Origin of the sequence: Haladaptatus halobius, assembly GCF_020618475.1 — an archaeon.
GTDB lineage: Archaea > Halobacteriota > Halobacteria > Halobacteriales > Haladaptataceae > Haladaptatus > Haladaptatus halobius.
Genome location: NZ_CP085335.1, coordinates 691,256 through 715,006, shown reverse-complemented (window position 1 = coordinate 715,006; position 23,751 = coordinate 691,256). Strand labels below are relative to the sequence as shown.

The 23,751-nt window shown below is 60.6% G+C and carries 20 protein-coding genes; 12 read left to right on the top strand and 8 right to left on the bottom strand.

The window, feature by feature from the left end; genetic code table 11:
* Positions 1-103: 103 nt before the first annotated feature.
* From LIW51_RS04045 to LIW51_RS04035, 3 genes are all read right to left on the bottom strand, one after another.
* Positions 104-760 carry a dihydrofolate reductase family protein gene (locus LIW51_RS04045; protein ID WP_227375943.1) on the bottom strand — a complete coding sequence of 219 codons (657 nt, stop codon included), beginning with the start codon at positions 758-760 and terminating at the stop codon, positions 104-106.
* A gap of 186 nt (positions 761-946) precedes the next feature.
* A complete protein-coding gene (locus tag LIW51_RS04040) occupies positions 947-2,140 on the bottom strand; it encodes an MFS transporter (RefSeq protein WP_227375942.1) in 1,194 nt (397 codons plus the stop codon).
* Positions 2,141-2,251: 111 nt separating this feature from the next.
* Positions 2,252-2,944: a glycosyltransferase family 2 protein gene (locus LIW51_RS04035; protein WP_227375941.1), complete on the bottom strand. Its 693-nt coding sequence runs from the start codon at positions 2,942-2,944 to the stop codon at positions 2,252-2,254.
* Between the two features lie 135 nt (positions 2,945-3,079).
* On the opposite strand from LIW51_RS04035, the gene LIW51_RS04030 reads away from it, so the two are divergent.
* On the top strand, positions 3,080-4,051 hold the full coding sequence (locus LIW51_RS04030; protein ID WP_227375940.1) for an asparaginase: 972 nt from the start codon (positions 3,080-3,082) through the stop codon (positions 4,049-4,051).
* Here LIW51_RS04030 and LIW51_RS04025 read toward each other — a convergent pair.
* Both LIW51_RS04025 and LIW51_RS04020 read right to left on the bottom strand, forming a co-directional pair.
* On the bottom strand, positions 4,048-4,947 hold the full coding sequence (locus LIW51_RS04025) for a polysaccharide deacetylase family protein (RefSeq protein WP_227375939.1): 900 nt from the start codon (positions 4,945-4,947) through the stop codon (positions 4,048-4,050). The genes LIW51_RS04030 and LIW51_RS04025 overlap by 4 nt on opposite strands.
* Before the next feature lie 304 nt (positions 4,948-5,251).
* Entirely contained in the window at positions 5,252-6,340 is a 1,089-nt protein-coding gene (locus LIW51_RS04020; protein WP_227375938.1) for a TrmB family transcriptional regulator, read from the bottom strand.
* A 155-nt stretch (positions 6,341-6,495) separates the two neighbouring features.
* On the opposite strand from LIW51_RS04020, the gene LIW51_RS04015 reads away from it, so the two are divergent.
* The 8 genes from LIW51_RS04015 to LIW51_RS03980 all read left to right on the top strand — a co-directional run bounded on the left by LIW51_RS04015 (position 6,496) and on the right by LIW51_RS03980 (position 15,282).
* Positions 6,496-7,869: an ABC transporter substrate-binding protein gene (locus LIW51_RS04015; RefSeq protein ID WP_227375937.1), complete on the top strand. Its 1,374-nt coding sequence runs from the start codon at positions 6,496-6,498 to the stop codon at positions 7,867-7,869.
* A gap of 34 nt (positions 7,870-7,903) precedes the next feature.
* Entirely contained in the window at positions 7,904-8,809 is a 906-nt protein-coding gene (locus LIW51_RS04010) for a carbohydrate ABC transporter permease (RefSeq protein ID WP_227375936.1), read from the top strand.
* A gap of 3 nt (positions 8,810-8,812) precedes the next feature.
* Entirely contained in the window at positions 8,813-9,712 is a 900-nt protein-coding gene (locus LIW51_RS04005) for a carbohydrate ABC transporter permease (RefSeq protein WP_227375935.1), read from the top strand.
* Between the two features lie 2 nt (positions 9,713-9,714).
* Positions 9,715-10,839, top strand: a complete 1,125-nt coding sequence (locus tag LIW51_RS04000) for an ABC transporter ATP-binding protein (RefSeq protein ID WP_227375934.1) — start codon at positions 9,715-9,717, stop codon at positions 10,837-10,839.
* A 63-nt stretch (positions 10,840-10,902) separates the two neighbouring features.
* Positions 10,903-12,054 carry an ABC transporter ATP-binding protein gene (locus LIW51_RS03995; RefSeq protein ID WP_227376735.1) on the top strand — a complete coding sequence of 384 codons (1,152 nt, stop codon included), beginning with the start codon at positions 10,903-10,905 and terminating at the stop codon, positions 12,052-12,054.
* Between the two features lie 14 nt (positions 12,055-12,068).
* Positions 12,069-13,448, top strand: coding sequence for a glucoamylase (locus tag LIW51_RS03990; RefSeq protein WP_227375933.1), 1,380 nt, complete (start codon positions 12,069-12,071; stop codon positions 13,446-13,448).
* On the top strand, positions 13,445-14,257 hold the full coding sequence (locus LIW51_RS03985) for a sugar phosphate isomerase/epimerase family protein (protein WP_227375932.1): 813 nt from the start codon (positions 13,445-13,447) through the stop codon (positions 14,255-14,257). Before LIW51_RS03990 ends, LIW51_RS03985 begins: the two co-directional genes overlap by 4 nt.
* A gap of 14 nt (positions 14,258-14,271) precedes the next feature.
* The gene (locus LIW51_RS03980; protein WP_227375931.1) at positions 14,272-15,282 is read left to right on the top strand and encodes an NAD(P)-dependent oxidoreductase; all 1,011 of its coding nucleotides are present in this window, start codon (positions 14,272-14,274) and stop codon (positions 15,280-15,282) included.
* Between the two features lie 506 nt (positions 15,283-15,788).
* Here LIW51_RS03980 and LIW51_RS03975 read toward each other — a convergent pair.
* The gene (locus LIW51_RS03975) at positions 15,789-16,805 is read right to left on the bottom strand and encodes a DMT family transporter (RefSeq protein WP_227375930.1); all 1,017 of its coding nucleotides are present in this window, start codon (positions 16,803-16,805) and stop codon (positions 15,789-15,791) included.
* 414 nt (positions 16,806-17,219) lie between these two features.
* Between LIW51_RS03975 and LIW51_RS03970 the strand changes: the two genes are divergently transcribed.
* Complete coding sequence (locus tag LIW51_RS03970; RefSeq protein ID WP_227375929.1) at positions 17,220-19,610, top strand: hypothetical protein; 2,391 nt, start codon at positions 17,220-17,222, stop codon at positions 19,608-19,610.
* 1,401 nt (positions 19,611-21,011) lie between these two features.
* Here the strand turns inward: LIW51_RS03970 and LIW51_RS03965 are convergent.
* Positions 21,012-21,218: a cold-shock protein gene (locus LIW51_RS03965; protein ID WP_227375928.1), complete on the bottom strand. Its 207-nt coding sequence runs from the start codon at positions 21,216-21,218 to the stop codon at positions 21,012-21,014.
* Between the two features lie 221 nt (positions 21,219-21,439).
* Positions 21,440-21,604, bottom strand: a complete 165-nt coding sequence (locus tag LIW51_RS03960; RefSeq protein ID WP_227375927.1) for a zinc ribbon domain-containing protein — start codon at positions 21,602-21,604, stop codon at positions 21,440-21,442.
* Positions 21,605-21,863: 259 nt separating this feature from the next.
* On the opposite strand from LIW51_RS03960, the gene LIW51_RS03955 reads away from it, so the two are divergent.
* A complete protein-coding gene (locus tag LIW51_RS03955) occupies positions 21,864-22,115 on the top strand; it encodes a DUF7571 family protein (RefSeq protein ID WP_227375926.1) in 252 nt (83 codons plus the stop codon).
* A gap of 742 nt (positions 22,116-22,857) precedes the next feature.
* The gene (locus LIW51_RS03950; RefSeq protein ID WP_227375925.1) at positions 22,858-23,685 is read left to right on the top strand and encodes a helix-turn-helix transcriptional regulator; all 828 of its coding nucleotides are present in this window, start codon (positions 22,858-22,860) and stop codon (positions 23,683-23,685) included.
* The last annotated feature ends 66 nt before the right edge of the window (positions 23,686-23,751 follow it).

Genomic DNA, 23,751 nt, shown 5'->3' with positions numbered 1-23,751 from the left:
TAACGTATGGTTGGTAGAAATCACGAGCTGAATACAGGACGCGTCTCAGACCTCGTATTTTGCTCGGCTTTTAGTGGTGACGGACTCGCGTCAGTACCGAGAATCACTCCGTTACATCATCCAATGCGAACGAGCCAAGATCAATCTCTCCCGACCGCTCGTATCGAAGCATCTGCACCCCTGTACTCGATGTCTCCGCCTTCGTCAGTTCAAGGGCCGCAGGAATTGTCCCCGCCTCGAACAACCGTTTCCCGTCCCCCAGCACCAAGGGGAATATCCAGAGCCAGAACTCGTCGACGAGGTCGTGTGCGAGCAGCGTCTGGATCAGATCGTGGCTCCCCTGCACCATGATCACGTCCCCGCGCTCCGTCTTGAGATCCTCGACGGCCTCCGCGACGTCACCCGAGAGGAGCGTCGAGTTGTTCCACTCCACCACGTCGAGGGTCCTGGAGGCGACGTATTTGGGCATGCTGTTCAGTTTCGTCGCCACGGGATCATCCTCCGCATCGACGTTGGGCCAGTGTGCGGCGAAGATCTCGTACGTCTTTCTGCCGAGCAGCAGCGCGTCGGCCTCGGCGAACTGGCCGTCTATGATCTCGCCCATCTGCTCGTTCCAGTAGTTCACCGACCAGCCACCCTGTTCAAAGCCACCGTCACGGTCCTCCTCGGGGCCACCTGGTGCCTGCATCACACCATCGAGCGTCAGGAATGTTCCCACGACAAGTTTCCCAGTTGCTTCGTTTGCGTTCGTTTCGCTCATCGTAGGCATCTAAATCGCTGTATCCGTCAAAGACTGTTCTGGCCGATCAGATCGAGGTCCGCTGAAGTTATATTCTATATTCAGCACGGCGGTTATCGAGTCGTCTCATTTCCGGGGGGAAACCCGTGGTACATTCGCACCACAAATCTAACAGCTCGGTGGCTAAGGTGCTAAGTAGAGACTGTATTACCACCGCGGATGTGGCGTCTCGAACCGGTCGACCCGGAAGACCACCGGAAGGACGAGCACCGCGAGGGCGATTTCGACGCCGCCGGCGACGACGAACGCGGACACGTAGCCGAACCGGTCGGCCACCGCGCCGCCGACGAGGATACCGGCCAAGAATCCGACGCTACCGAACGCGTTGAAGCCGGCCATCGCGACTCCTCGGTCGCTGCTCGGTGCCAGATCGGTGACGAGCGCCATCGTCGCCGGAGCCATCATCGCGCCGATGACGCCGACGAGAATCATCGCCAGCGCGGCCGCGCGAACCGACGGCGCGACGCCGACGCCGACGACGGCGACGCCGTACAGCGTCGACCCGACGACGATGGGAATCGTTCGCCCGATTCGGTCCGAGACGACGCCGAACGGATACTGGAGGAGCGCGAACGGCGCGAAGAAGAGCGCGAGCATGAGGCCGGTCGTCCCGGGGTCGAGTTCGAAGACCTCCCGAAAGTATAACGTCCCGACGAGCGCGAAGAACCCGGCCGTCAGGCGGTCGATGAACCCGAAGGCGTACGGGACGAGCAACAGTGGTGTCTGCCGAATCCGGACGATAGCGCCCGAAACTCCCTCCCGACGGGTGCTCGTCTCGCTATCTTCGAGGACGACCGCCGCGACGAGCGCGACGACCAGCAGCAGTCCGCTGGCGATATAGACGGGGACGAGCGGCCCGAGTTCGTAGAGCTGGCCGCCGAGCGGTGCCCCGAGCGCGGTTCCCCCGCCGATGGCGATTCCGGCCGCCCCCATGTTCCGACCGTGGCCGCCCTCGAGATCCATCAGCATCGTGATCGCCAGCGAGAACGCGCCGATGGTCGCCGCCCCTTGAAAGACCCTGAGTGCGACCGCCGCGCCGAAGGTAGCCACACCGAGCGTCGGCAACAGACCGAGTAGACCGTACCCGACGAAGCCGCCGACCGTCCCGGCGACGATGAACGGGACGCGTCGACCCGTCGCGTCGCTCACCGCACCCCAGAGACCGGCGAACGCGACGAACGCGGCGAACTCGGCGGCGAGAAACCACATGCTCGCGGAGAGCGTTTCCGCCCCACCGAAGACGACGACCAACGTGTCGATACCCGGATACAGCAGCACCTGTGCGAGCAGGATGACGAAGATGATTCCGGCGAGCGCGACACGATTCCGACGAGTTGACATGGTGTTCGGTTTCCCTTTAGGAGGAACGCTTGAAGACACTACCGTCACGTCCGTCGGTCGCCCGGCGACTCGACGGGAACGCCCTCACCTCTTGGCCCCTTCGAACCCCGCTCAGAACTCGTAATCCCGGAACTGAAGGTTCCGACCGTATTTCGCTTTCAGTTCCTCTCTGCCGGCTTCGACTCTCGAACGGTCGGCGGTTTCGCTGTCCCTTCGTCGATGGTATACGAACAGCGGATTATCGATGTGGTAGCCATCGAGGCCAGCGTCTAGGTACCGCAGTAACAGATCGTACTCCGCGAAGATCATCTCCGAGTCGTACAGGTCGAATTCCCGGAGTCGTTCCGTCCGATGCATCGTCCCGACTTTGACGGTGTTCATGATGTCCGTCCCCGTATCGACTCGGACTCGTTCACCGTCGGGAAATCGCTCGTAGTAATCGCCGTAGACGAAATCAATATCCCGCCGAGCCACGAGAACGTCCGACATCCGCTCGACCAACGACGGGAGAAACTCGTCGTCCGCGTCGAGCACCACGAGATACTCGCCGCGCGCCTCCTCGATTCCTCGATTGCAGGCTATCGTCCCGTCGCCGCTGTTTCGCTCGTTTTCTACGAGACGCAGGTACGATGCGTCGAACGCTTCGACGATAGCCGCCGTTCTATCGACCGAACCATCGTCGACGACGATGTGCTCGATTTCGAACGTGTCGACGGTTTGTCGTCGGACGCTCTCGAGCGCCCGTTCGATGTGTTTTTCCGCGTTGTACGCCGCGGTGACGATCGAGACGGTAGGGCGTTCCATCCATAAGTCGATAGTAAACGGCCGTCCGTTAATAGTAATTGTACGATAGCATCAGTGGGAGCCCGTTCTAAGAGATTCGGGCCACCATCGGAGAGAACCCCGCACCGATTTTTCCTGTAGGACGTACCGGCGCTCATGAACGTGACCGTGCTCAGCACCGGCGGGACGATCGCCAGTACGGCGGGCGAAAACGGTGCGGTACCGACGGAAGGCGGCGACCGACTCGTCGAGGCGGTTCCGGAACTGGACGCGGTCGGCGATATCGAAGTCGAGCAGGTGGCCCAGATTCCGAGCTACGAACTGAACGCGGAGACGCTCGAAGCGATCGGCGGCCGCGTCTACGACCGAATCGGCGACGCGGCAGTCGACGCGGTGGTCGTCACGCACGGGACGGACACGATGGAGGAGACGGCGTACTACCTCGACGCCACCTTACAACCGGAGACGCCGGTGTTTCTCACCGGGGCGCAGCGACGTCCCGACGAGGTGTCCTCGGACGGGCCGGCGAACCTTGTCACGACGTTCGAGGCCGCCAGAACCTTCGCGAACGAGGGACGGGGCGGAACGTTCATCGCGTTCGACGGGACGGTCCACGCCGCCCGGTTCGGGACCAAAGTCCATACGTCGAGGCTCGACGCGTTCGACTCGCCCGACGTCGGCCCGGTCGCCACGGTCGACCGCGAGGGCGTGCGGATACTCCGCCGACCGCGAAGCGAAACGACCCCTATCGCGAACGGATCGCTCGAACCGTCGGTGTACGCGATACGGAGCGGAGCGGGCGTCGACGAGACGGTAGGGAAGGCGGTCGTCGAGCGGGGGGCCGACGGACTCGTCGTCGAAGGGACCGGACTCGGGAACGTCACCGCCGAACTCGGGGCGTTCGTCCGGTCCACGGTCGACGACGGGATTCCGGTCGTCGTGACATCGCGGTGCATCGCCGGTCGAACCGCGCCAATCTACGGGGGAGTGGGCGGTGGGGCGAAGCTTCGAGAGTACGGCGCGATGTTCGAGGGAGATTTGCCGGCGCAGAAAGCGCGCCTCAAGCTGACGCTCGCGCTGTCAGAACACGACGACCTCGAATCGATTCAAGCGCTGTTCGAGGATTAGACGTACTCGCCGTCGCTCTCGTAGACCGACGGGTCGTCCTCGTACTTTCGAGCGATAGCTTCGAGCGTCTTGAACTCGGCGTTCTCGTGGCCCTTGACGTACTGGATGAACTCCTCGAGGAGCGGAATCATGTGGGGCTTCCCATGGACGTCCGGATGGATGGTCAGCGTGTAGACGCCCGCACCGCGGCGGTTGTAGAGGAAGTCGAACTGCGCCTTGTAGAGTTCCTCGTGGATCATCCTCGGACTCGCGTACCCCATGTTGTAGTGAGGGTGTTTGATGAACATCATCGGCGGAATGTCGTCGCGGTACCAACTGATCGGAATCTCGACGACGTCCGTCTCTTCGCCGTATCGATACGGCTCCATCCACGTATCCGGATCTCGCTCGTAGTCGATCTTCTCCCACCGGTCTCCCTTTCGCATGTACCCCGGTTCGAACTCCCGTTCCATCAGGCTGCTGTCGTAGAGGAAATCATGTTTCTCCACGAGTTCCGGCGTGTTTTCGCTGAACTCCCACCAACTCGCGCGGTGGCCGGCCGGCCGCTCTCCGGTGATATCTTTTATCAGATCGATCGACGCTTCCATGATCGCGTCCTCCTGCTCACGGGTGAGATCCGTCGGATTCTCGTGCGAATAGCCGTGGATGCCGAGTTCGTGACCCGCGTCCGCGACCGCTTCGATTTCGTCCCGAAACGTTTCGATGGTGTGGCCGGGGACGTACCACGACGTGGTCACGTCTTCGGTCTCGAACAGTTCCAGCATCCGCGGAATGCCTTCGTTACCAGCCGAGAGCCCCCGCGACAGATCCGCCGGCGAATCTTCCCCACCGTACGATCCGAGCCACCCGGCGACGCAGTCCGCGTCCACGCCGATGGCGACGTCGATATCTCCCATGCGGATTCGTAGCACGTTGCCCGGCATAACGATACTGGCGGGCGGAGGCGACGATTCGCCTCGGCGTCGGGTCTGCATTCCCGGTTTCGTTCGATCGACGACAGTTGTGGATTCCCCACGAGACGACCGTTCGCGGTTCGATAACGACGTGCGGTCGTTCCTCTAACCGGTGGGTCGACGTACTACCGTACTTCGTTCGGAGCAACAACGGCCAAATGGAGCGGGTGATCTTCGGATTCCGGTCGGAAGTTCGGGTTTGAGGACCCCCAGGGAACGAGACCAGCGATCGGTTCCCCGGGCGTACTCACGCGTCGTCGAACCGTACCGATTCGATGATCACCCGTTCGGCCTCGATATCTTCGAGGATCGCTCCCCAACCGCCGATGCCGTACTCCCCCTCGTCCGTCTCCAGCACGAGCGTCGCCTGTCCGGCCAAACTGGAGAGGGACGGCGTCGCACTCTCGTCGCCGTCCGGATTCGCGTAGAGAACGTCGGTCACTCGGCCTCGGAGGTCGTGCGTTCGTTTCCGCCCGGCGTCTTTGCCGCGAACGGACGCGGCGATGGTCGCACCGTCGGCAAGAAGCGGGGCGATATCGCGGATACACTCCCGGATGTCGACGTACTCGGCCGGAAGGCCGTCGTCGCGGGTCGTGTAGACGACCGGCCACGACTCCCAGAGCGCCGCTTGAAAGTACCAGTGGAAGACGTACGTCAGCGTCGTATCCTCGAACACGACGCCAAACTGACCGACCGAACGCATGTGAGGAGCGTAACACGTCACTTCCCGGTCAACCAGAACGAGGAACGGTGCCGGTAGATCCCTGTGCCGGGCTTCCGTCACGACGTCGCGCATCTCGTCGTCGGTCGGCGGGGAGGACGGCTGCTCGGGCGACGTGTTGAATGAGACCGTGACGAACACGTCGTTCTCGACGGCGGAACGGAGCGCCGGTTTCAGACGGTCGAACTGGCCGGGTCGGATCGAGAGTTGCACCTGATTTTCCGCGTCTCGTATTGCCAACTCCGCCCGTTCGAGCACCGTTTCGACTCGCTTGAGGACGCTGATTCGGTGTCCGCCCACGCCAGTTTTCTGCCACCGCTCTCTGATTTCCTCCGCCGTGTCGCTCAGCACGTCCGCACGCGCTTGGAGCTCTTCGAAGATCTCCGTCGGATCCTGCGCCCGAGCGCGCAACGAATCCTGCTCGTACGTCTCGACGTACCCCTCATCTTCGAGGTCGCGGAGGATGTCGTAGATCCGCGACCGCGGAACGTCGGCTTTCTCGGCCAAGTCCGTCGCCGCCGCGCTCCCGAGTTCCAAGAGCGTGACGTACGCCTTCACTTGGTACTCCGACAGCCCCGCTTCAGCCAGCCCGTCGCGTAACTCCTCTTCGTTCATTTACCGCATCCTCGAATCTCCACCGGTAAAGGTTCCCGCAAATCGCGCGGCGCAGTCGTAAATGTTCGTTCATACGCATTCATATTCACTACAGTATCAACACAGAGGGCAAATTTTATATATTTTGTCTAAGAACGTTGGTGCGAAGCCATACCATGACAGACGACATCGACGCGGCCTCGAAATCCCGACGTAACGTTCTCAAGGCGGTCGGAGGGGCCTCCGTTGCGACGTCCCTCGCGGGGTGTCTCGGAAGCCTCTATGGTGGTGGCGACGACGGGACGGAGGGGAAGAACGGAGGCAACCAAGGCGGTAACGGAGGGTCGTCGATAACGTTCTGGACGACGCAGGTCGAGAACGACCGACAGCAGGTCATCAAGGAGCTAATCAAGGGGTACGAATCGAGCCACGAGACGAGCGTTCAGATGCGAACCGTGAAGGAGGACGAACTGCCGACCCGCATCTCCTCCGCACGGGCGTCGAACACGCTTCCGACGGTCGCGGAGTTCGGCCTCTCCCCGATGCAGAAGTTGGGCAGTAGCGGACTGCTTTCGAAGAGCGCCGCGAAGGACGTGATCGAATCAATCGGCAGGGACAAGTTCTACGACGGCGCTCTCAACCTCACCCGCGCACCCGATGGTGGACATTACGCGGTACCGATGCACGGTTGGGTGCAAGGCTTCTGGTACCGCAAGAGCGTCCTCGAAGAGAACGGTCTGAAACAACCGACTACGTGGGATGCGCTGTTGAACGCCGCGAAGACCCTCCACAAGCCGAACAAGAACCAGTTCGGCATCGTCGTCGGGACGAAAAAGACCTCGTTCGCTCGTCAGTGTTTCACACCGTTCGCGCGGTCGAACGGCGCGCGAGTGTTCGACAAACAGGGGAACATCGTCTTCGACAACAAGGAGATGATCGAGGCGCTGGAGTTCTACGGGAAGTTGGCCCAGTACACGCCCCCGGGGAAGGACACGTGGAAGACGGCCAACCACACATACCTCAACAAGCAGTGTCACCTCGTCGAATACTCGTCGTACCTCATGGGCGACGCCGCGAAGGCGGGGTCGAAGATGGTGAAAGATACAGGGTTCGCGCCGCACGTAGAGAAGAAGCGCAAAAGCTCCTTCGGGCAGGTCGTCACGCTCAGTCACTTCAGCTCCGCGTCGAAGCAGAAACTGAAGGCCGGAAAGAAGTACACCGAGTACCTCATGACCGGCGATAACTACGTCAAGTGGCTCCACATGGCCCCCGGCGGGATGAACCCCGTCCTCAAACCGACCGCGCAGAGCAAGCAGTTCAAGAACGACGAGACGCTGAAAGCGTGGGGGTCGACCCTCAAGGATATCTCCGGCGCGTTCGAGAACATCGAGCGGTTCGGCTACGTCGAGGGGAAATCGTTCCCGAAACTCGGTCAGATCACGAACAAGTATCTGATCGCCGAGGCCGTCTCCCGCGTCGCCGGCGGCGACGACGCCGCCACGGTCGCCAAGGAGCAGGCGAAGAAGATGCGCGAGGCCATCGGGCAGTAGCCGACGCGACGCTCGCCAGCGGTGATTTTCACCAATGTCAACGAAAACAACGTCGAAGCTGAAACCCGACGGAGAGTACACGATAGAGCAGAAAGAAGCGATCCTCGGCTACTTACTCATCGCGCCGGCCATCGTCCTCGTCGCCGCGGTCATCCTGTACCCGGTGGCGTACAACGTCTACCTGAGCTTCAATCGGGTTCCGATCTCGCCCACTGAATCGCCGACGTGGGTCGGACTGAGCCACTACGAGACGCTCTTTTCGAGCGCCGCGTTCTGGGCGGCGCTGAAGAACACGGTCGTCTTCACGTTCTTCAGCGACAGTCTCGCCACCATCGGCGGACTCGCCGTCGCGCTCCTGTTCAACCGCCAGTTCCGCGGTCGGCGGATCGCCAGGGGACTCATGCTGCTCCCCTACGTCGCACCGCTCATCGCGGTGGCGTACATCTGGCAGTGGCTGCTCGACCCGCTGTACGGACTGGTACCGTTCCTGCTGACCAACGTTCTCGGCTGGTCGAGCGGGCAACTCGACTTGCTCAACAACGCGAAGACCGCACTGCCGATGGTCGTCCTGTTCGACGCGTGGCGGTACTTTCCCTTCGCCTTCCTCATGATCATCGCACGCCTGCAAGCGATTCCATCGGACATGTACGAAGCGGCGAAAATTGACGGGGCCGGGCGTCTCGCGCAGTTCAAGGACATCACGCTCACCGAACTGAAGTACGTCCTCGGCACCGTGTTTCTGCTTCGCTGGATATGGAACTTCAACAAGTTCGCGGACATCTGGCTGCTGACGCGGCAGGTGCAGACGCTACCGATTTACGCCTATCAGACCGCGTTCGCCAACTACAATCAGGGGCAGGCCGCCGCCATCGCGATGGTGCTGTTCCTCGCCCTCATGGGGTTCGTCCTCATGTACGTCAGCTGGGTACTGGAGTGGTGATACATGCTCAAGATGATATACACGACGACAGTCGACGGGTTCAAGAGCGCGTTCGGACGCAATCACATCGAGACAAGCCGGTGGGAACAGTTAGTGTTCTACCTCTCGATAGGGGTGACGCTGTTCGTCTCCCTGTTCCCGTTCTACTGGATGGTAGTGACGAGCTTCATGGGCGAAAGCGCGATCTACTCGCTACCGCCGACGCTCGTCCCGCAGGATCTAACGCTCAAACACTACGAGAGCGTCTTCAGTCCGCAGACGTTTCCGTTCGCCACGTACTTCAAGAACAGCCTCATCATCTCGGTGATCACCGGCGGCCTGTCGGTCGTCGTCGCCACGTTCGGCGCGTACAGCTTCGCACGGCTGGAGTACCGGGGGCGGGGACTGTTCTCCCGCGGGGTGCTCCTCGTCTACATGTTCTCCGGCATCCTGCTCGTCGTCCCGCTCTTCCAGATCGTCGTCTGGCTCGGGCTGGTCGACAAGCCGGGGAGTCTCATCATCACGTACCTCGTTCAAACGCTCCCGGTTTCGCTCTACATGCTCGGGAACTACTTCCGGAGCGTCCCGCCCGAGATCGAGGAAGCCGCGATGATGGACGGCTACTCGCGGCTCGAGGTGATCTTCCGAATCACGCTCCCGCTCTCGGCACCGGCCATCGTCGCCGTGTTCATCTACACGTTCATGATCGCCTGGAACGAGTACCTCTTCGCCAGTATCTTCCTCCGGAGCCAGAGCAACTACACCCTCCCCATCGGGCTCGAAGCGCTCTCGACGGGATTCCATCAGGTCTGGGGGCAGATCATGGCCGCATCGCTGATGACGAGCATTCCGATCATCGTCATGTTCATCTACCTCGAAAAGTACATGGTCGAGGGTCTGACCTTCGGCTCGGTGGAGGGATAACGATGGCGGTAAACGCACCCACTGACCGGGCCGCCGAATCGGGCGACGCGGCTGGCATCGCGCTCGACGGGCTCCGAAAGGAGTACGACGGTGTCGTCGCCGTCGACGACCTCTCGCTCGAGGTCGAGTCCGGCGAGTTCCTCGTCCTGCTCGGACCGTCCGGCTGCGGGAAATCGACGACGCTCCGGATGATCGCCGGACTGGAGACGCCGACGGACGGCACCATCGACATCGGCGGCACCGACGTCACCAGAACCCTTCCGCAGAAGCGAGAGCTCTCGATGGTGTTCCAGAGTTACGCGCTGTACCCCCACAAAACCGTGCGGGAGAACCTCGCGTTCCCGCTGGGGAAGATGGATCTCTCGAAGGACGACAAGAAGCGGAAGATCGAGGAGACGGCCGAACTGCTCGAAATCGGCGATCTGCTCGATAAGAAGCCCGGACAACTGTCCGGCGGACAGCGCCAGCGCGTCGCGGTCGGCCGGACGATCATCCGGGAACCGAAGGCGTTCCTGCTCGACGAACCGCTGTCGAACCTCGACGCGAAACTGCGCGTCCAGACGCGGTTCGAGATTCGGGAGCTCCAACAGCGACTGGGGACGACGACGGTGTACGTCACTCACGATCAGGAGGAGGCGATGAGCGTCGCCGATAGGATCGCGGTGATGAACGACGGAGAACTCCAGCAGGTCGGTACGCCGGAGGAAATCTACAAACGACCGGTGAACGAGTTCGTCGCCGGCTTCATCGGGAACCCGCCGATGAACTTCTTCGACGTGGACGGCGGCCGGGAGGTTCGTTTCTTTCCCGACGGAGAGCCGGTTTCGCTCGGGACGTCGCTCCCGGCCGATGCGGACACCGTCGGCATCCGCCCGGAGAACGTCCACCTGACGAACGGCGGCGGACGGCCGAGTTCGAACGCGGAGTACGGCGACACGTTCGAATGCGACGTCGCCGTCGTCGAACCGCTCGGAAACGCGTACGAACTCGCGTTGGTTCGGGACGGCTCGCGCTTCACCGCGCGGCTTCGGGACCTCCCCGCCGGCCTCTCCGAGGGTGATCGCGTCGACGTCGCTTTCGACGTCGACGAACTGCACGCGTTCGACGACGGGGAGGCGGTGCGATGAGTGAACGGTCTCGAATACGCCGTGCGAACGGCGACGCGACTGCGGACGAACGAGGTGATATCGATGGCGACGCTTGAACTGAACGGTCTCACGAAGATCTACGACGACGCACAGGGCCGGGAAACCGCGGTCGAGGAGCTCGACCTCGCCGCCGAAGACGGCGAGTTCGTCGTCTTCGTCGGTCCGTCCGGCTGCGGGAAATCGACGACCCTCCGAATGATCGCCGGACTCGAAACCGTCACGTCGGGAACGATAGAAATCGGCGACCGGGAAGTGCAGGAACTGGCGCCGAGCGAGCGTTCCCTCGCGATGGTGTTCCAGAGCTACGCGCTCTACACCAAGATGACCGCCCGGGAGAACATCGAGTACGGGCTCAAACACTCGACCGACTTGGACGAGCGAGCGCGAGAGGAGAAGGTCGAGGACGTCGCGGCCTTGCTGGACATCACCGAACTACTCGACGATATCCCCGACGAGATGAGCGGCGGGCAGAAACAACGCGTCGCGCTCGGACGCGCCATCGTCCGCGATCCTGACGTGTTCTTGCTCGACGAACCGCTGTCGAATCTGGACGCGAAGCTGCGGTCGCGGATGCGGACGGAGCTCCAGGACATCCAGGACGACCTCGGCGTGACGACGGTGTACGTCACGCACGACCAAACGGAGGCGATGACGATGGCCGACCGCATCGCCATCATGGATGACGGCGAACTCCAGCAGGTGGCGCCGCCGGAAACCGCGTACGACCACCCCGTGAACGAGTTCGTGGCGACGTTCCTCGGCAGCCCCTCGATGAACACCTTCGACGCTCGCGTCGACGCGTCGGGCGACGAGGTGACGCTTCGTCGGGAAGGAGTCGCGTTCGCCACCCTCCCCGCCGACTCGGTTCCTTGCGACGACGGAGCGGAGGTGCGCGCGGGGCTGCGACCCGAAGACCTCCGGGTCGACGAGGCCGCCGAGTCGGCTTCGTTCGAAGCGTCCGTGACCGTCGCCGAGTACCAAGGCAACGACAACTTCCTCCACCTGTCAACCGCCGACCAGAATCTCACCGCGCGGGTACCGCCGGACGTGTATCCGAATCCGGGCGAGACGGTCGGCGTTTCGGTCGACCCCGCCGACGTCTACCTCTTCGACCCCGAGTCGGAGCGAGCTCTGAAGACGCGAGGTACCGCCGCACAGTCGCGCGAAAATCAACCTCTCACGCAATCCGAATAAGTGTCAATCGATCCATGACCGACGATTCACTGCAGCATGCAAGCGCCGTCGAACAAGTCCCCGACCGCATCCTGACGCCGGAGTTCCACCTCGACGTGTTGGACGATCTAGTGTATCCGGCGGAGTGTCGCGGTGCGGTGCCGTTGGCCAGTTCGCCCGACAACCGATACCCGTACGCCTACCCGCGCGACATCGCCTCGATAACGCGAGCGTGGTTGGCCGCCGTCGAAGCCGACGTTCGGCCGGACGACTGCAAACGACACGTCGTCGACGCGGCCAAATTCCTGCTCGCCGTCCACGGCGAAGACGGAGCGTGGCAGCAACGATACGCGCTCGACGGGATGGACAAGAGTATCTACATCCAAGAGGACAACACCGGACATGGGCTGCGCGTCCTCGCGCACGCGCTCATCGCGCTCGACGAAACCGACTCGGTCGACGCCGTCGACGATGACTTCTCCGCGACCGCCACCGAGGCCGTCGAGCGCGCCGTCGCGTTCGTTCGGGACGAACTGTACGACCCGAACGCGCAGCTAATCGAGAGTACGACGAGCATCCACGAGGGGCGCATCGAGTCCGGCTACACGCTGTGGGTGAACTGCACCTTCGTCGCCGCCCTTCGGCGAACCGTCGATGCGCTGTCTACCCTCCGCGACGACACTCCTGCCGTCGTCGAGACCATCGAGGAGTTTCGAACGCAACTGGAAGGCGGCGTAAAACGGGCGTTCACGAGCACCCAACACGTCCCCCGTCGGTACTCGCCGACCGGCGACATCGATACGCGACCCGACATCACCTTGCTGGCACCCTACTACTTCGGACTCGAGGATCTCTTCGGCGAGAGCGCGGAGGAAGCCGCCGAACGGGCGGTCGCCGCGCTCGACGACCCGGAACTCGGCGGTCTCCAGCGGTTCCTCGGGTTCTACCGGGATTACGATGTGCAACAGCACGGCGGTAACGGCCCATGGATGCAGTACACGGCGTGGCACGCGCAGTATCGGTTCGACCGCGGCGACATCGAGCGTGGGGACGCCGTGCTCGAAACCATCGCCCGGTACGCCGACGGCAGGGGCCACATCCCGGAACACCTGACGACGCGCGCGCGGTTCGAGTCGTTCATGGAAAACGAGTGGCACACGAGACGGGACTTCGAGAAGGAGTTCGACGAGGACGTTCTCCGCGACGTCCCCTTCGACCTCGTGGTCGAAGAGTTAGGCCACATGAAGGACGCGTATCGGGATCTCGCGGACCAGACGACCGAGCGCAACGTCGTCAGCTTCGCGCTGCCGCTGGCGTGGAGTCACGCCGAGTTCTTGACGGCGTTGCTTCGTCGGGCGAACGCGGTGAGACGACGCGAATCGAAATCACCCGAATCAACATCCACGAACCCATGAACTACGGACTGAACCAAGCTGGATTCCCGACCGACGACTTCGAGCGAACGTGCGATATCGTCTCGACCGCGGGCTACGACGGCGTCGAACCGAACTACACCGCGGACGGCGCGATCACGACCGACGCTGGCCGCCGAGAAATGAAGCGGGTGGCGGCGGCGAACGACCTCGCCATCCCGGCGGTCTCCACCATACTCTACTGGGAGTATCCGCTGTCGAGTCCCGACGACGAGACGCGGGAGCGAGGCATCGAAATCGGGAAAGAAACGGTGGACGCCGCAGCGACCTTCGACGCCGACGAGGTGCTCGTCGTCCCGGCGGTGGTCGAACCGTCCGCCGAGTACGACGCTTGCTACGACCGGGCGCTCGAATCCGTGCGCGAACTCGCCCGGTACGCCGCCGAGCGGGACGTCCGCGTCGCCATCGAGAACGTCCAGAACGACTTCCTCTACTCCCCGTCGGAGTTCGGTCGATTTCTGGACGCCGCCGCCGACGCCGGGCCGGTGACCGCGTACTTCGACATCGGCAATGGGTTCCGGTGGGGACTTCCGAACCGATGGATACGCGAACTCGGAGAACACATCTCCAAGATACACGTCAAGGACTGGCTCACGGACGCACATCGACCGACGTACCCGCTCCAAGGCGACATCGACTGGGAGAGCGTCGTCGATGCGCTCGCGGCTATCGAGTACGACGGTTGGATCACCGCCGAAGTGCCGCCGTACCCCTCGTCCCCGGAACGGATGCCGGCCCAAGTGCTCGAAAACGTGCGGTATCTCTTCGACAGAGGAAAACTCGAACCATAGGAGGATACACATCAATGTCACGCACCATTGTCGTCGACCCGCTTTTCGAAGACGTCTGGCCCCTCGCGGTGAAGCATCTCCGCCGTCTGTGGGAACGCGACGGGCCGGTCGAATTCGTTCGCTTGGATGACCAACGAGCGACGCCTCTGACGGACGCCGTCGCCGACCCGAGTAGCGTCACGCAACTCGTCTCGCTGGGCGTCAGGGTGGACGACACGCGGCTGTCGTCCTTCTCGAACCTAACCGAAGCGTTCGTGATGACCACGTCGATGTACTCGATCGACGAGTCCGTCTCGGTCGCGCTCGAAGACCGCGGGGTGACCGTCCACGACCACACGAACGAAGGCTTCTGGAGCGAGTCGGTGTCCGAATTCGGTATCGCGCTGACCATCGACGCGCTACGAAAGCTCCCCCAGAAGTACCGGGGGATGATCGAGAGCCACGACCCGTGGGATCTCGACCAACTCGACAACGAGATTCCGGAGGCCAGGGGGCACCAGTTCGCCGACGACCTCTCGTTCGTGAACGGAACAGTCTCGGGCAAGTGCGTACGCGTCGCGGGCGTCGGCAACATCGGCAGCCGATACGCGAGCGTCGCCGACTTTCTCGGCGCCGACGTCGCCGCCTACGACCCGTACGCCGACGAACCCTGTTTCCACCGCTCGGGTGCGCGTCGGGTGCACGACCTCGACGCGCTCGTCCGCGACGCCGACATCTTCGCGCCGACCGTCCCGCTCACCGAGGCGACTCGCGGGCTGATCACGGCCGACCACATCGACACGCTCCCGGAGGGTTGTCTTGTCGTCCTCATCACCAGGGCGGGCGTCTGCGATATGGCGGCGCTTCGGGAGCGCGTGCTCGCCGACGAACTCATCTTAGCCGCGGACGTGTGGGACGAGGAACCGCTGCCGTTGGACGATCCGCTCCTCGGGCGGGATAACGTCGTTCACACGCCGCACATCGCCGGACGGACGGAGGACGCCAACCGACGGTGGGCGGAGAGTCTCGTCGCGCACTTCGGCTGAACGGACGGGTACGAAGACCGTCCAAAATAATTACTCGACTCGGAGGATAGCCGTAACCTCGTACCAGCCCCGGTCGGTGGTGATGTGGACGTCGAACGTCATCCCGACCAGTTCGGCCAATAGCCGACATACGAGAAGGGCCCGTAGCCCGAGATTCTCAAGGAAGAATAGCTATTTGATCGTCAGAAGGTTGTGGACACCATCAATAATGAGTTTTGATACTTTAGGAGTGCTGAATGGGCATCGCATCTGAACGGTGGCACACATGATGAGTACATGGAAGCAATTGCGTAACGTCGTCGAAAAACTAGTGATAACTGACAACGCAAACTACGGTACTCACTCGCTACTACTGAGACGATACTCTCCGATCCAGCAACGGACGAGATGACGATCTCACTGACGTAGGACGCCGACGAGCACCGCAACTGGGGACAATTCAATGCGATCTGTATCTCCTATTCCATCGTTTTTCGGAGCTGTGTTCACTGAAACGGGCCGACGCGTTACCCTCGAGGAGCGGATTCACAGATATGCTCATCACCGTGCTCAGGCGGGACGGGCAATCCTCGCAATCGCCGTATTTCGTACAGGAGATTGTGCCGTTCGATTAGGATGAAGCCGACGACGATGACTGCAAAGCCAAAGACGGTTCTCACGGGGATTATCTCGCCAAGAACGACAGCACCCACGCCGGTTGCCACAAGCGGAACCGTATAGCTAGTGAGGTTTGCTCGGACTGGCCCGGCGCGATCGATGAGACCGTAATAAGCAGGGAAGGCGAACGCCGTCGCCGGCATCCCAACCCAAAGGACAGCTACGAGCGCCCGAAGCGTTGGAGTGGCGTCCCCCGGTGATTCACCTATCAACACGCTGATACTATGGACTAACCCAGCAGCTAGCACGAGTGCCCACGCCGTCATACCCAACCCTGGAATCGAGCGGTCAGTTCGGCTCAGAAGAACACTCCCGAACGCCGCCGCGACAGCAGCACCCCCGACTAGTGTGACGCCAAGGATAGTCGACTCTCCGGTCGTAGATAGCGAATTCAACCCGACAATAATCGCCACTCCGACAAATCCGAGTAGAATGCCGACCATTCCAAGCGGATCAAAGCGCTCCTCAGGCAACAACGCCAGTGCGAATAGTGGCGCCAAGACGGGGACGAGGCTGAATATCACAGCGGCGGTCCCTGTCGTGAGGTATTGCTGGCCAGAGAAGAGGAGTGTGGCGTTTAGCCCCGATAGAAAGAAACCGGCGATGACGACCGCCATTAGGTCGCCGCGGGTACGCGGCCGCCAGTAGCCACCGCGCCAGTAAACGTATGTGAGAAGGACAGCCGCACCGATGTCGTAGCGCAACGCTGCGAACAGTATCGGTGGAATATCGATCAATCCAGTCTTGATACCAACGAAGGCAGTGCCGAAGGTCAACGAGGTAATAATAAATAGCAGAAGCGTTCGACGACCAGAATCCGCTCTGGTCTCACTCTCGTTTCTGTCCTGGTCAGTTGCCGTACTCATACTATTTGTACACTGGATACACGCTTAACGATGCCGAGAGGGAACACTCGTCGGAAAATCTATTTAACAATCGCAATGCTGTGAATGCTTTTCGCCCCCGTAAACTAGGAGTTGCATCTCCGTTATACCCGATTCGTCGCTCGTCGGAACGCGTCCAATCAGACGACGAGCATCGAGGCGATGTCGAACATCAAATTCTGGGAGAATCGCCAGCTTCGACCGTTTCTCCGGCGTTTCTCCGAACAACGACCGAGATATTTAACCACGTCAAGTTACTACTAATGGTAGTGCCGTAGACCACTCGTACTACGGCGCACGACCCGCGAGACGGCGCACGGAGGTTCATTCAACACCGGCCGGAAAGCGGTTCGGAGACGACGTCAAGAACGCGAGGATATCGTCCGTGAACCACCCGTGGAGCACGTTCGAGAGACGACACCAGCAACGCACCCGCAGCATTCGAAATACAACTTGCTGCACGATACCATGTCGATTCAGTACAACACCACGCAAGACGACGCTGCACAGTTACTAGCAGCAGAGACCGAGGCCGACGTGACGGCCGCGCTGACCGATGCCCCCTTCGAGACCGCCCAGTGGAAACCGCTCGGCGGTATCGAAAACAACTACGGCATCGTCGAGAACCAACAGGCCGACCCGATGGCCGCGATGACGGAACTCATCGTCAACAGCATCGACGCCATCCTCCTGAAAAACTACCACGAGCGCGTCGGCGACGAGTACACCGGCGACGAGTTCGAGACGCTCGAAGCGGCCGCCGACACGCTCGTCGATCCTGACGACGAGGGGATACGACTCGCCGCCGACGGGACGAGGGACGAGTCTGTCTCGCTGACCCTCTCCGACTCCGGCTGCGGACAGCCGCCGGAGCGGTTCGAGGAGACGTTCCTCGGCTTCCTCCAACCCGGGAAGATCAAACAGGAGTACGAGTTCCTCCAAGGGAAGTACGGAATGGGAAGTTCCGGCGTCCTCCCTTTCTGCGGCATGCAGGGCTACAAGCTTGTCCTGTCGGCGAGCGTCGAGCGGCCCGAGGAGTGGAGTTGGACGCTGATTCGAAAGAACAAGGCGAAAGACCGCTACGAGTACTTCACGCTCGGCGGCGACGTGTCGACCTTCAGCGGGACGGTCGACGGTCGTTCCACCGGCACTATCATTAAGCTGTTCGACTACAACGTGGAGGCGGCGTCGCGGTTCACCACCACGTTTCGCTACCGCCTCGAGCGGTATCTACTCGATTCCCCCGTGCCGCTGACGTTCGAGGATAAGCGTGGCGAGTCGCCGAATGCGGCGACCACGCACGGCCTGTTCTCGACGCTCGACGCGTACGACGAGTTGATCGCCGCCGACCAAACCATCACGTACGACTTCGAAGATTCGACGCTCGGTACCCGCGACGTTCGCATCGTTCTCTTCGAGGATGACGCCACGCTCGACGACCTCGGGAGTGCGGACGGAGAATTCACGCACGAACGCGGATACGACCCCGTGACGGTGAAGAACCGACACTTCGTCGGCGGCGAGAAACACCGAGAGCAGGCGATCTTCTTCGCTATCAACGGGCAAACACACGGCGACCAGGGCCGGACGTTCATCAAGAACCGATGCAGTCTGCCGCACGTCGCGGGCGACGTCCTCATGTTCGTCGATTTCTCCGACCTCGACGATTCGAGCGTCGTCGACCTGTTCCCCGCGTCGCGCGACCGACTGCGGAACAGCCACGTCGGACGCACGCTGAAACGCGAACTGGAGTCGCTCATCGCGTCGAACGACATCCTCGTCGACGAGGAGCAACGTCGGCGGCAACGACTCCCGGGCGACGATTCGGACGAACTCGTGGAGGACGTGCTGATGACGATTCTCGAACGCAATCCGGCGCTCCAACGGTACTTTGCCACCGGCGACCGGATAGCGCCGCCGCGAATTCGTGACGCTACCGTCGGCGACGATCCGGATCACCGATACCCGGAGACGCTCGACCTCATCGAGACGTACCACGGGCCGAACGACTACGAGGTCTGGGGGCCAGATTCCAGCGCCGCCGACGGGACCTCCGCCGAAGCCGAATTCGTGAAGGAGGTGCCGACAGGCGGGCAGGCGAGGCAGCGACTCGTCCTTGACGCGCCGAACGACTTCCTCGCTCGGGACGCCGACCCCGGTTCGGTTGCGGTCTCTCCGAGCGAGGTCGTCAAATCCACGCGACTGCTGAACGGCGTCCTCACGCTCACGCTGATACCCGCCGAAAACGCGACGCCCGGCGAGCGAACGTCTGTCCGCGTTGAGGTACAGCCCGCCGGAGCCGACGGCGAGACGACGCTCGAACGACGGTTTACGATCGAGTACGTCGAAGTGAACGACGACCGCGGTCGAACGCGTACCGAGGCGGACGCGCACGGGTCGGCGCCGAAGGACATGATTCTGCCGAACACGCATCCGATCCATAAGGAGGATTGGGATTCGTACGACCGCGCCTTCGACGAGGACACCGTCGTTCAGGTGATGGACTACGACGACGAGCTCGACCTCCACATCAACATGGACGCGGCACCGCTCCGGCAGTTCTTCACGGCGCACTCGTTGACCGACGCCGGGAAGGAGTACGTGAAACGCGTCTACAAGACCGGTATCACGCTGTACGCAGTCGCCCAGTACATGGAACTCCATGAGGAGTTCGAAGAGAACGACGTCGACGTTACCGAGGTCGTGAGTACGGCGATGCGCGGGACGGGACAGATTCTCCTCGATCAAGCGATCAGCGACGACCGACTCGAAGAGCTGACCGTGTAAACCGTGAATCCGTTGCTCTGGGTGCCGTTTTCTTCCCGTCCGCCGGCCGTTTCGGGCCACGGTCGGAGTCCGGATATGGTAGTACCGATTACCGTCGAAAGTACGTCCTCCGGTCGGCACCTCGTTCGGTGCGTCGTTCGGTTGGGGTGGCTCAGTTGATGGAGAGCGACCGCTACGCTATCGGATACTTCCGGGCGAACTCTTTGACCTCCCCCGCATAGTACTCACGGTGGCTCTGTTAAAATTGACAGAAGGTGTGACACCATCGTCCGACGCCGGACACGCGTCCGGTCGTTTCGCAGGGGCAAGGCTCCGCAGTCCCTCTTCCAGACAATCCGATTCGTCTCAAGACGCGCGTTTTCGCGGCCAGAGCGATGCTCGTTAGGAGAATCGGCTCCGTTGAAACCCGCATCAAGTGACAGGTTTTGGCAAGCGAGCTGAATAGAGGGCGCATATCTTTCACTCTACGCTTACTGGCTGTAGCGTTCGTGGTGCGTATTAGTACTCCCACCCGTTCAATGTGAGCTGCACGACTGCTCTATGTATCTTGACCTCCGACAGTGGATTCCGACACTACTCTTCGCAGAAACCCCGCAGAGGTAACTCGCGGCAAACAGTCCGCTGACCCATTTTGAACTATCTCCACGTCTCCTACCGGTTGTTTGCGGTCGAAACGGCGTAGGACTATTTTTACCAGGTGGTGATCGTCTCACAGCTACCCTGTAGGTATGTTTCATCTTTTTGAAAAATAAACTAATGCGGTTGACAGAGTCGCATCTGTGCATTCACCATATGGTGGGCGTGGCCATTGTCTCTCCCACCGCTCACCCTTCTCAAATACCGTCTCGCCGCGAGTACGTTCATTGAAGGTGATTTGGATGGTAGTTGGGCGTCCACGAAATGGGCGACTCGTCCATCCATGGTCATACGCAATCGTCGCATATTCGTTCAAGAGCACTTCATCGGTTGCGTTTTTCACATGTAAATCACAATCGGAGGGGAGAGCCAATGCCGTTAAGGATTGTTACATTGTGGCCAAGATGGTGACCGAGTATCGACCGCTGGAAGCGGCTACAGCCAGAGAGGAGGGCAGTGCCGTGAACCAAGAGCCGGCGTCTATTCATAGCGAAGAAACATTATTGACCAGTAAATACTTTCTTGAGAATTACAACTCAGCACGGTAAATACACCCTCTGTATTCAGCACGCAATTACTGATAGCTGTTCGAGAGTTCGTTGAGGCTCTGCGAGATACAGGGCGCATATGCAGCACAGAGGATTCTCAGATTGAGCTTGATCGTATAGCAAAGTATAGAGCGCACAAATAGCATCAGCTACGGCGCGTGACAGTGAAAGAACGGAGTTGTCATCCATCGCTGTGAACGACGGGTGAAATTCGCGATTATTGACGGACGAGGTTCGTCGCGCGCGGTCCCTTAGGGGATGATTCGATGTCAAACTCGACTTCCTGTCCTTCTTCGAGGTCGGGGCCGCCGACGTCCTCCATGTGGAAGAACACGTCCTCGTCGTCGTCGACGTCGTCGTCGTCAGTCGAAATGAAACCGTAACCGCCCGTGTCGTTGAAGAAGTCAACCTTACCGTTTGCCATTACAAACAAACAAAGTCCCCACGTACGGATAACACTTCCGAGAGTTAAGGTACCATGACTCTCCGCTACAATTGGCACGTAGGTGTAGAGGTCAGCCGATTCACAGAGGAGTATCGTTCAAGAGTACGGCCCGTCGAGAGGAAACGAAAACACTGGTCAGGAGCAGGCAACAACTATAGACCACGTAGTACTCGGATACGGGTGCGGATTGTTGGACAGAATCACTCGACCGGTTCAACTGTTTCCTTGCCACAGTGGGGGCAGTATTCGTATTCTTCATCCACGGGGTTTTCACATGACATACAGGCATACTCCGCCGCCTCGTCATCGATAAACGTCCGTTTCGTTTTTTCGAACTTCCTTCCGACGTTACTGAACAGGCTCATTAGGTGAGATAGGATCGCGACGCGAATAAGCATTGGCTTGAGATCCATTTCTAGTCTGATGCCGATAAGCGGAACGTAGCGGAAAGATCACTACGGTGAATACGCACGATCCAATCACTTCGTGAGGGTTCTGGTTCGGAATCAGTATCAGAAACCATCGACAACTCCAGAAGAACACTGTTCGCCTGGGCTACCGTGAGTCTGTCAGTTCTCGGAGGCAGGTATTTAAGGTGTGGTCGCATGGTGCTAGTGCATCGCCATGAAACCGTGCCACAGCTGTCAGTCGGTCATCGACGAGTACAACTTGGATAAACAACTCGAACCGCTGCGCGACCTCACAGTTGACGACTTCAACCTCTGCGCGGACTGCGCGACCATCGTTGCGGATGCGTGCGTGGAGTGCGGCGGTGCGGTGTACGTCCCTCGAAGCGAATCTGTCACCCCTGACTATTGCCCAGCGTGTCGGTCCGATCTTATCGACCGCACCGGTCAGGACCCTGGCTGGAATTGAAACCCTGTGTCTTCCTGAACGGCACCCTACCTCTCAACCAATATTTCAGCTGGTACAGCCATTCAATAGATATGTCTAGTTAGCGGTTGGTTCAGTGTCGATGAGACGATATAAGCGAGACCTCTGTGATGGATACATCCTCTGTATCTCGCACACTGGTACTAACAGTCGTTGCGTAGTTTGCTCAGACGCTGCTGCTATAGAACGCGCGTAATCAGTACGCTCAGAGACTCGTTCTCAAAGAAGCGTACTCGACATGGAATACTGCGCCCGCATGGGCTACCGTCACCGCAGGTGGTTCCAGGAACCGTCAGAAAGGATTGCGGTGGGACTGGTAGGTGGTGTGGGCACCATCGCTTGGGCCGCCAGCTGACAGATGATCGAATTCCTTCGTCGGAATGGTACCGTCGGTCCAAGCTAACCGGCCCTCAGTTTCGACATCGAGCCCATGGAGGACATGATGGAGATTTACGAGACGATCCACAAGGACGTGCAGTCTCGGTCGACAACGAAGCATGGTTGGAGACCAACTCGTAAAAACCACAGTCATCAGCCCCAAGTCGTAGTTGCTGCAAACACGCTCTGTACCCAGCACGTCACTTCTGACAACAACTGCCTAGGTTTGCAACGACCGTGCTGCATATAGGGCACGAATTCATCGCGAGCCAAGCCTGAGAACGATTCAAATTGAGTCGATGGGTGCCTCAAAAGAGGTTATATCTCGGCCATGCGTACCGCTAACATGGACCCACCAATCGAAGAAATCGAGTTTATCGCAAGCTCGAAACACCGGGTCGGGGTACTTGACGCACTCGCCGAGGGGGCCTGTGACCGGGCTGACCTGCAGTCTGAGACTGGTGCCCATGCGTCGACCATCGGACGTGTACTCAGCGACTTTGAGGAGCGACGGTGGATCGAACGGAGCGGGCCGATGTACGAACTAACACCGCTCGGTGAGTTCGTCACCGAACAGTTCGCGAATCTCCGCGATGCGATGGAAACCGAGGGGAAGCTCCGTGACGTCTGGCGGTGGCTCCCGCGGGAGATGGAGGGGTTCTCCGTGGACTTGTTCGTAGACGCCGTCGTCGCCTATCCAGATCCAGGCTACCCGTACGAACCCGTCGAGCGAGTGATACAACTGGTCGAGGAGAGCGACTCAATGTGTGGCATCGGAGCGACGGTGTTCAAATCGGTCGCCAATGAGGCGTTCTGTCGGGCCGCCCTCAATGGCATGGAAATCGAGTACGTGTATTCACCGGCGGTTCTGGCGGCGACCGTCGCCTGGAATCCCGAACTGTTCGAGAAGGTGGCCGCCCGAGACCACTGCACTGTCCTCGTCCACGACGACCTCCCCGACAGGACGCGGTGTGGGATCGACATCTTCGATGATCGTGTCGGCATCTGCTGTCACGATGTCGAGACCAGAGCGCTGCGCGCGTGGATCGATACGGACACACCCGAGGCCCGGGAGTGGGCATGGTCCATCTTCGAGCGATACCGCCGGAAGGCACGGCCAGTCGATGAGGCCGCGTTAGTCACCCCGATCCCCGAGCAGTTTACGGTCCCGTAGTAAGACCCATTAGCAAGCGTGTTTCGTTTGCACGCCGTGCAATATTTCACTGGATAGTTACATTAT

Coding starts and splice junctions, on each gene's coding strand:
- LIW51_RS04045 (WP_227375943.1), bottom strand. CDS start 760: ATGAGCGAAACGAACGCAAACGAAGCAACTGGGAAACTTGTCGTGGGA.
- LIW51_RS04040 (WP_227375942.1), bottom strand. CDS start 2,140: ATGTCAACTCGTCGGAATCGTGTCGCGCTCGCCGGAATCATCTTCGTC.
- LIW51_RS04035 (WP_227375941.1), bottom strand. CDS start 2,944: ATGGAACGCCCTACCGTCTCGATCGTCACCGCGGCGTACAACGCGGAA.
- LIW51_RS04030 (WP_227375940.1), top strand. CDS start 3,080: ATGAACGTGACCGTGCTCAGCACCGGCGGGACGATCGCCAGTACGGCG.
- LIW51_RS04025 (WP_227375939.1), bottom strand. CDS start 4,947: ATGGGAGATATCGACGTCGCCATCGGCGTGGACGCGGACTGCGTCGCC.
- LIW51_RS04020 (WP_227375938.1), bottom strand. CDS start 6,340: ATGAACGAAGAGGAGTTACGCGACGGGCTGGCTGAAGCGGGGCTGTCG.
- LIW51_RS04015 (WP_227375937.1), top strand. CDS start 6,496: ATGACAGACGACATCGACGCGGCCTCGAAATCCCGACGTAACGTTCTC.
- LIW51_RS04010 (WP_227375936.1), top strand. CDS start 7,904: ATGTCAACGAAAACAACGTCGAAGCTGAAACCCGACGGAGAGTACACG.
- LIW51_RS04005 (WP_227375935.1), top strand. CDS start 8,813: ATGCTCAAGATGATATACACGACGACAGTCGACGGGTTCAAGAGCGCG.
- LIW51_RS04000 (WP_227375934.1), top strand. CDS start 9,715: ATGGCGGTAAACGCACCCACTGACCGGGCCGCCGAATCGGGCGACGCG.
- LIW51_RS03995 (WP_227376735.1), top strand. CDS start 10,903: ATGGCGACGCTTGAACTGAACGGTCTCACGAAGATCTACGACGACGCA.
- LIW51_RS03990 (WP_227375933.1), top strand. CDS start 12,069: ATGACCGACGATTCACTGCAGCATGCAAGCGCCGTCGAACAAGTCCCC.
- LIW51_RS03985 (WP_227375932.1), top strand. CDS start 13,445: ATGAACTACGGACTGAACCAAGCTGGATTCCCGACCGACGACTTCGAG.
- LIW51_RS03980 (WP_227375931.1), top strand. CDS start 14,272: ATGTCACGCACCATTGTCGTCGACCCGCTTTTCGAAGACGTCTGGCCC.
- LIW51_RS03975 (WP_227375930.1), bottom strand. CDS start 16,805: ATGAGTACGGCAACTGACCAGGACAGAAACGAGAGTGAGACCAGAGCG.
- LIW51_RS03965 (WP_227375928.1), bottom strand. CDS start 21,218: ATGGCAAACGGTAAGGTTGACTTCTTCAACGACACGGGCGGTTACGGT.
- LIW51_RS03960 (WP_227375927.1), bottom strand. CDS start 21,604: ATGAGCCTGTTCAGTAACGTCGGAAGGAAGTTCGAAAAAACGAAACGG.
- LIW51_RS03955 (WP_227375926.1), top strand. CDS start 21,864: ATGAAACCGTGCCACAGCTGTCAGTCGGTCATCGACGAGTACAACTTG.
- LIW51_RS03950 (WP_227375925.1), top strand. CDS start 22,858: ATGGACCCACCAATCGAAGAAATCGAGTTTATCGCAAGCTCGAAACAC.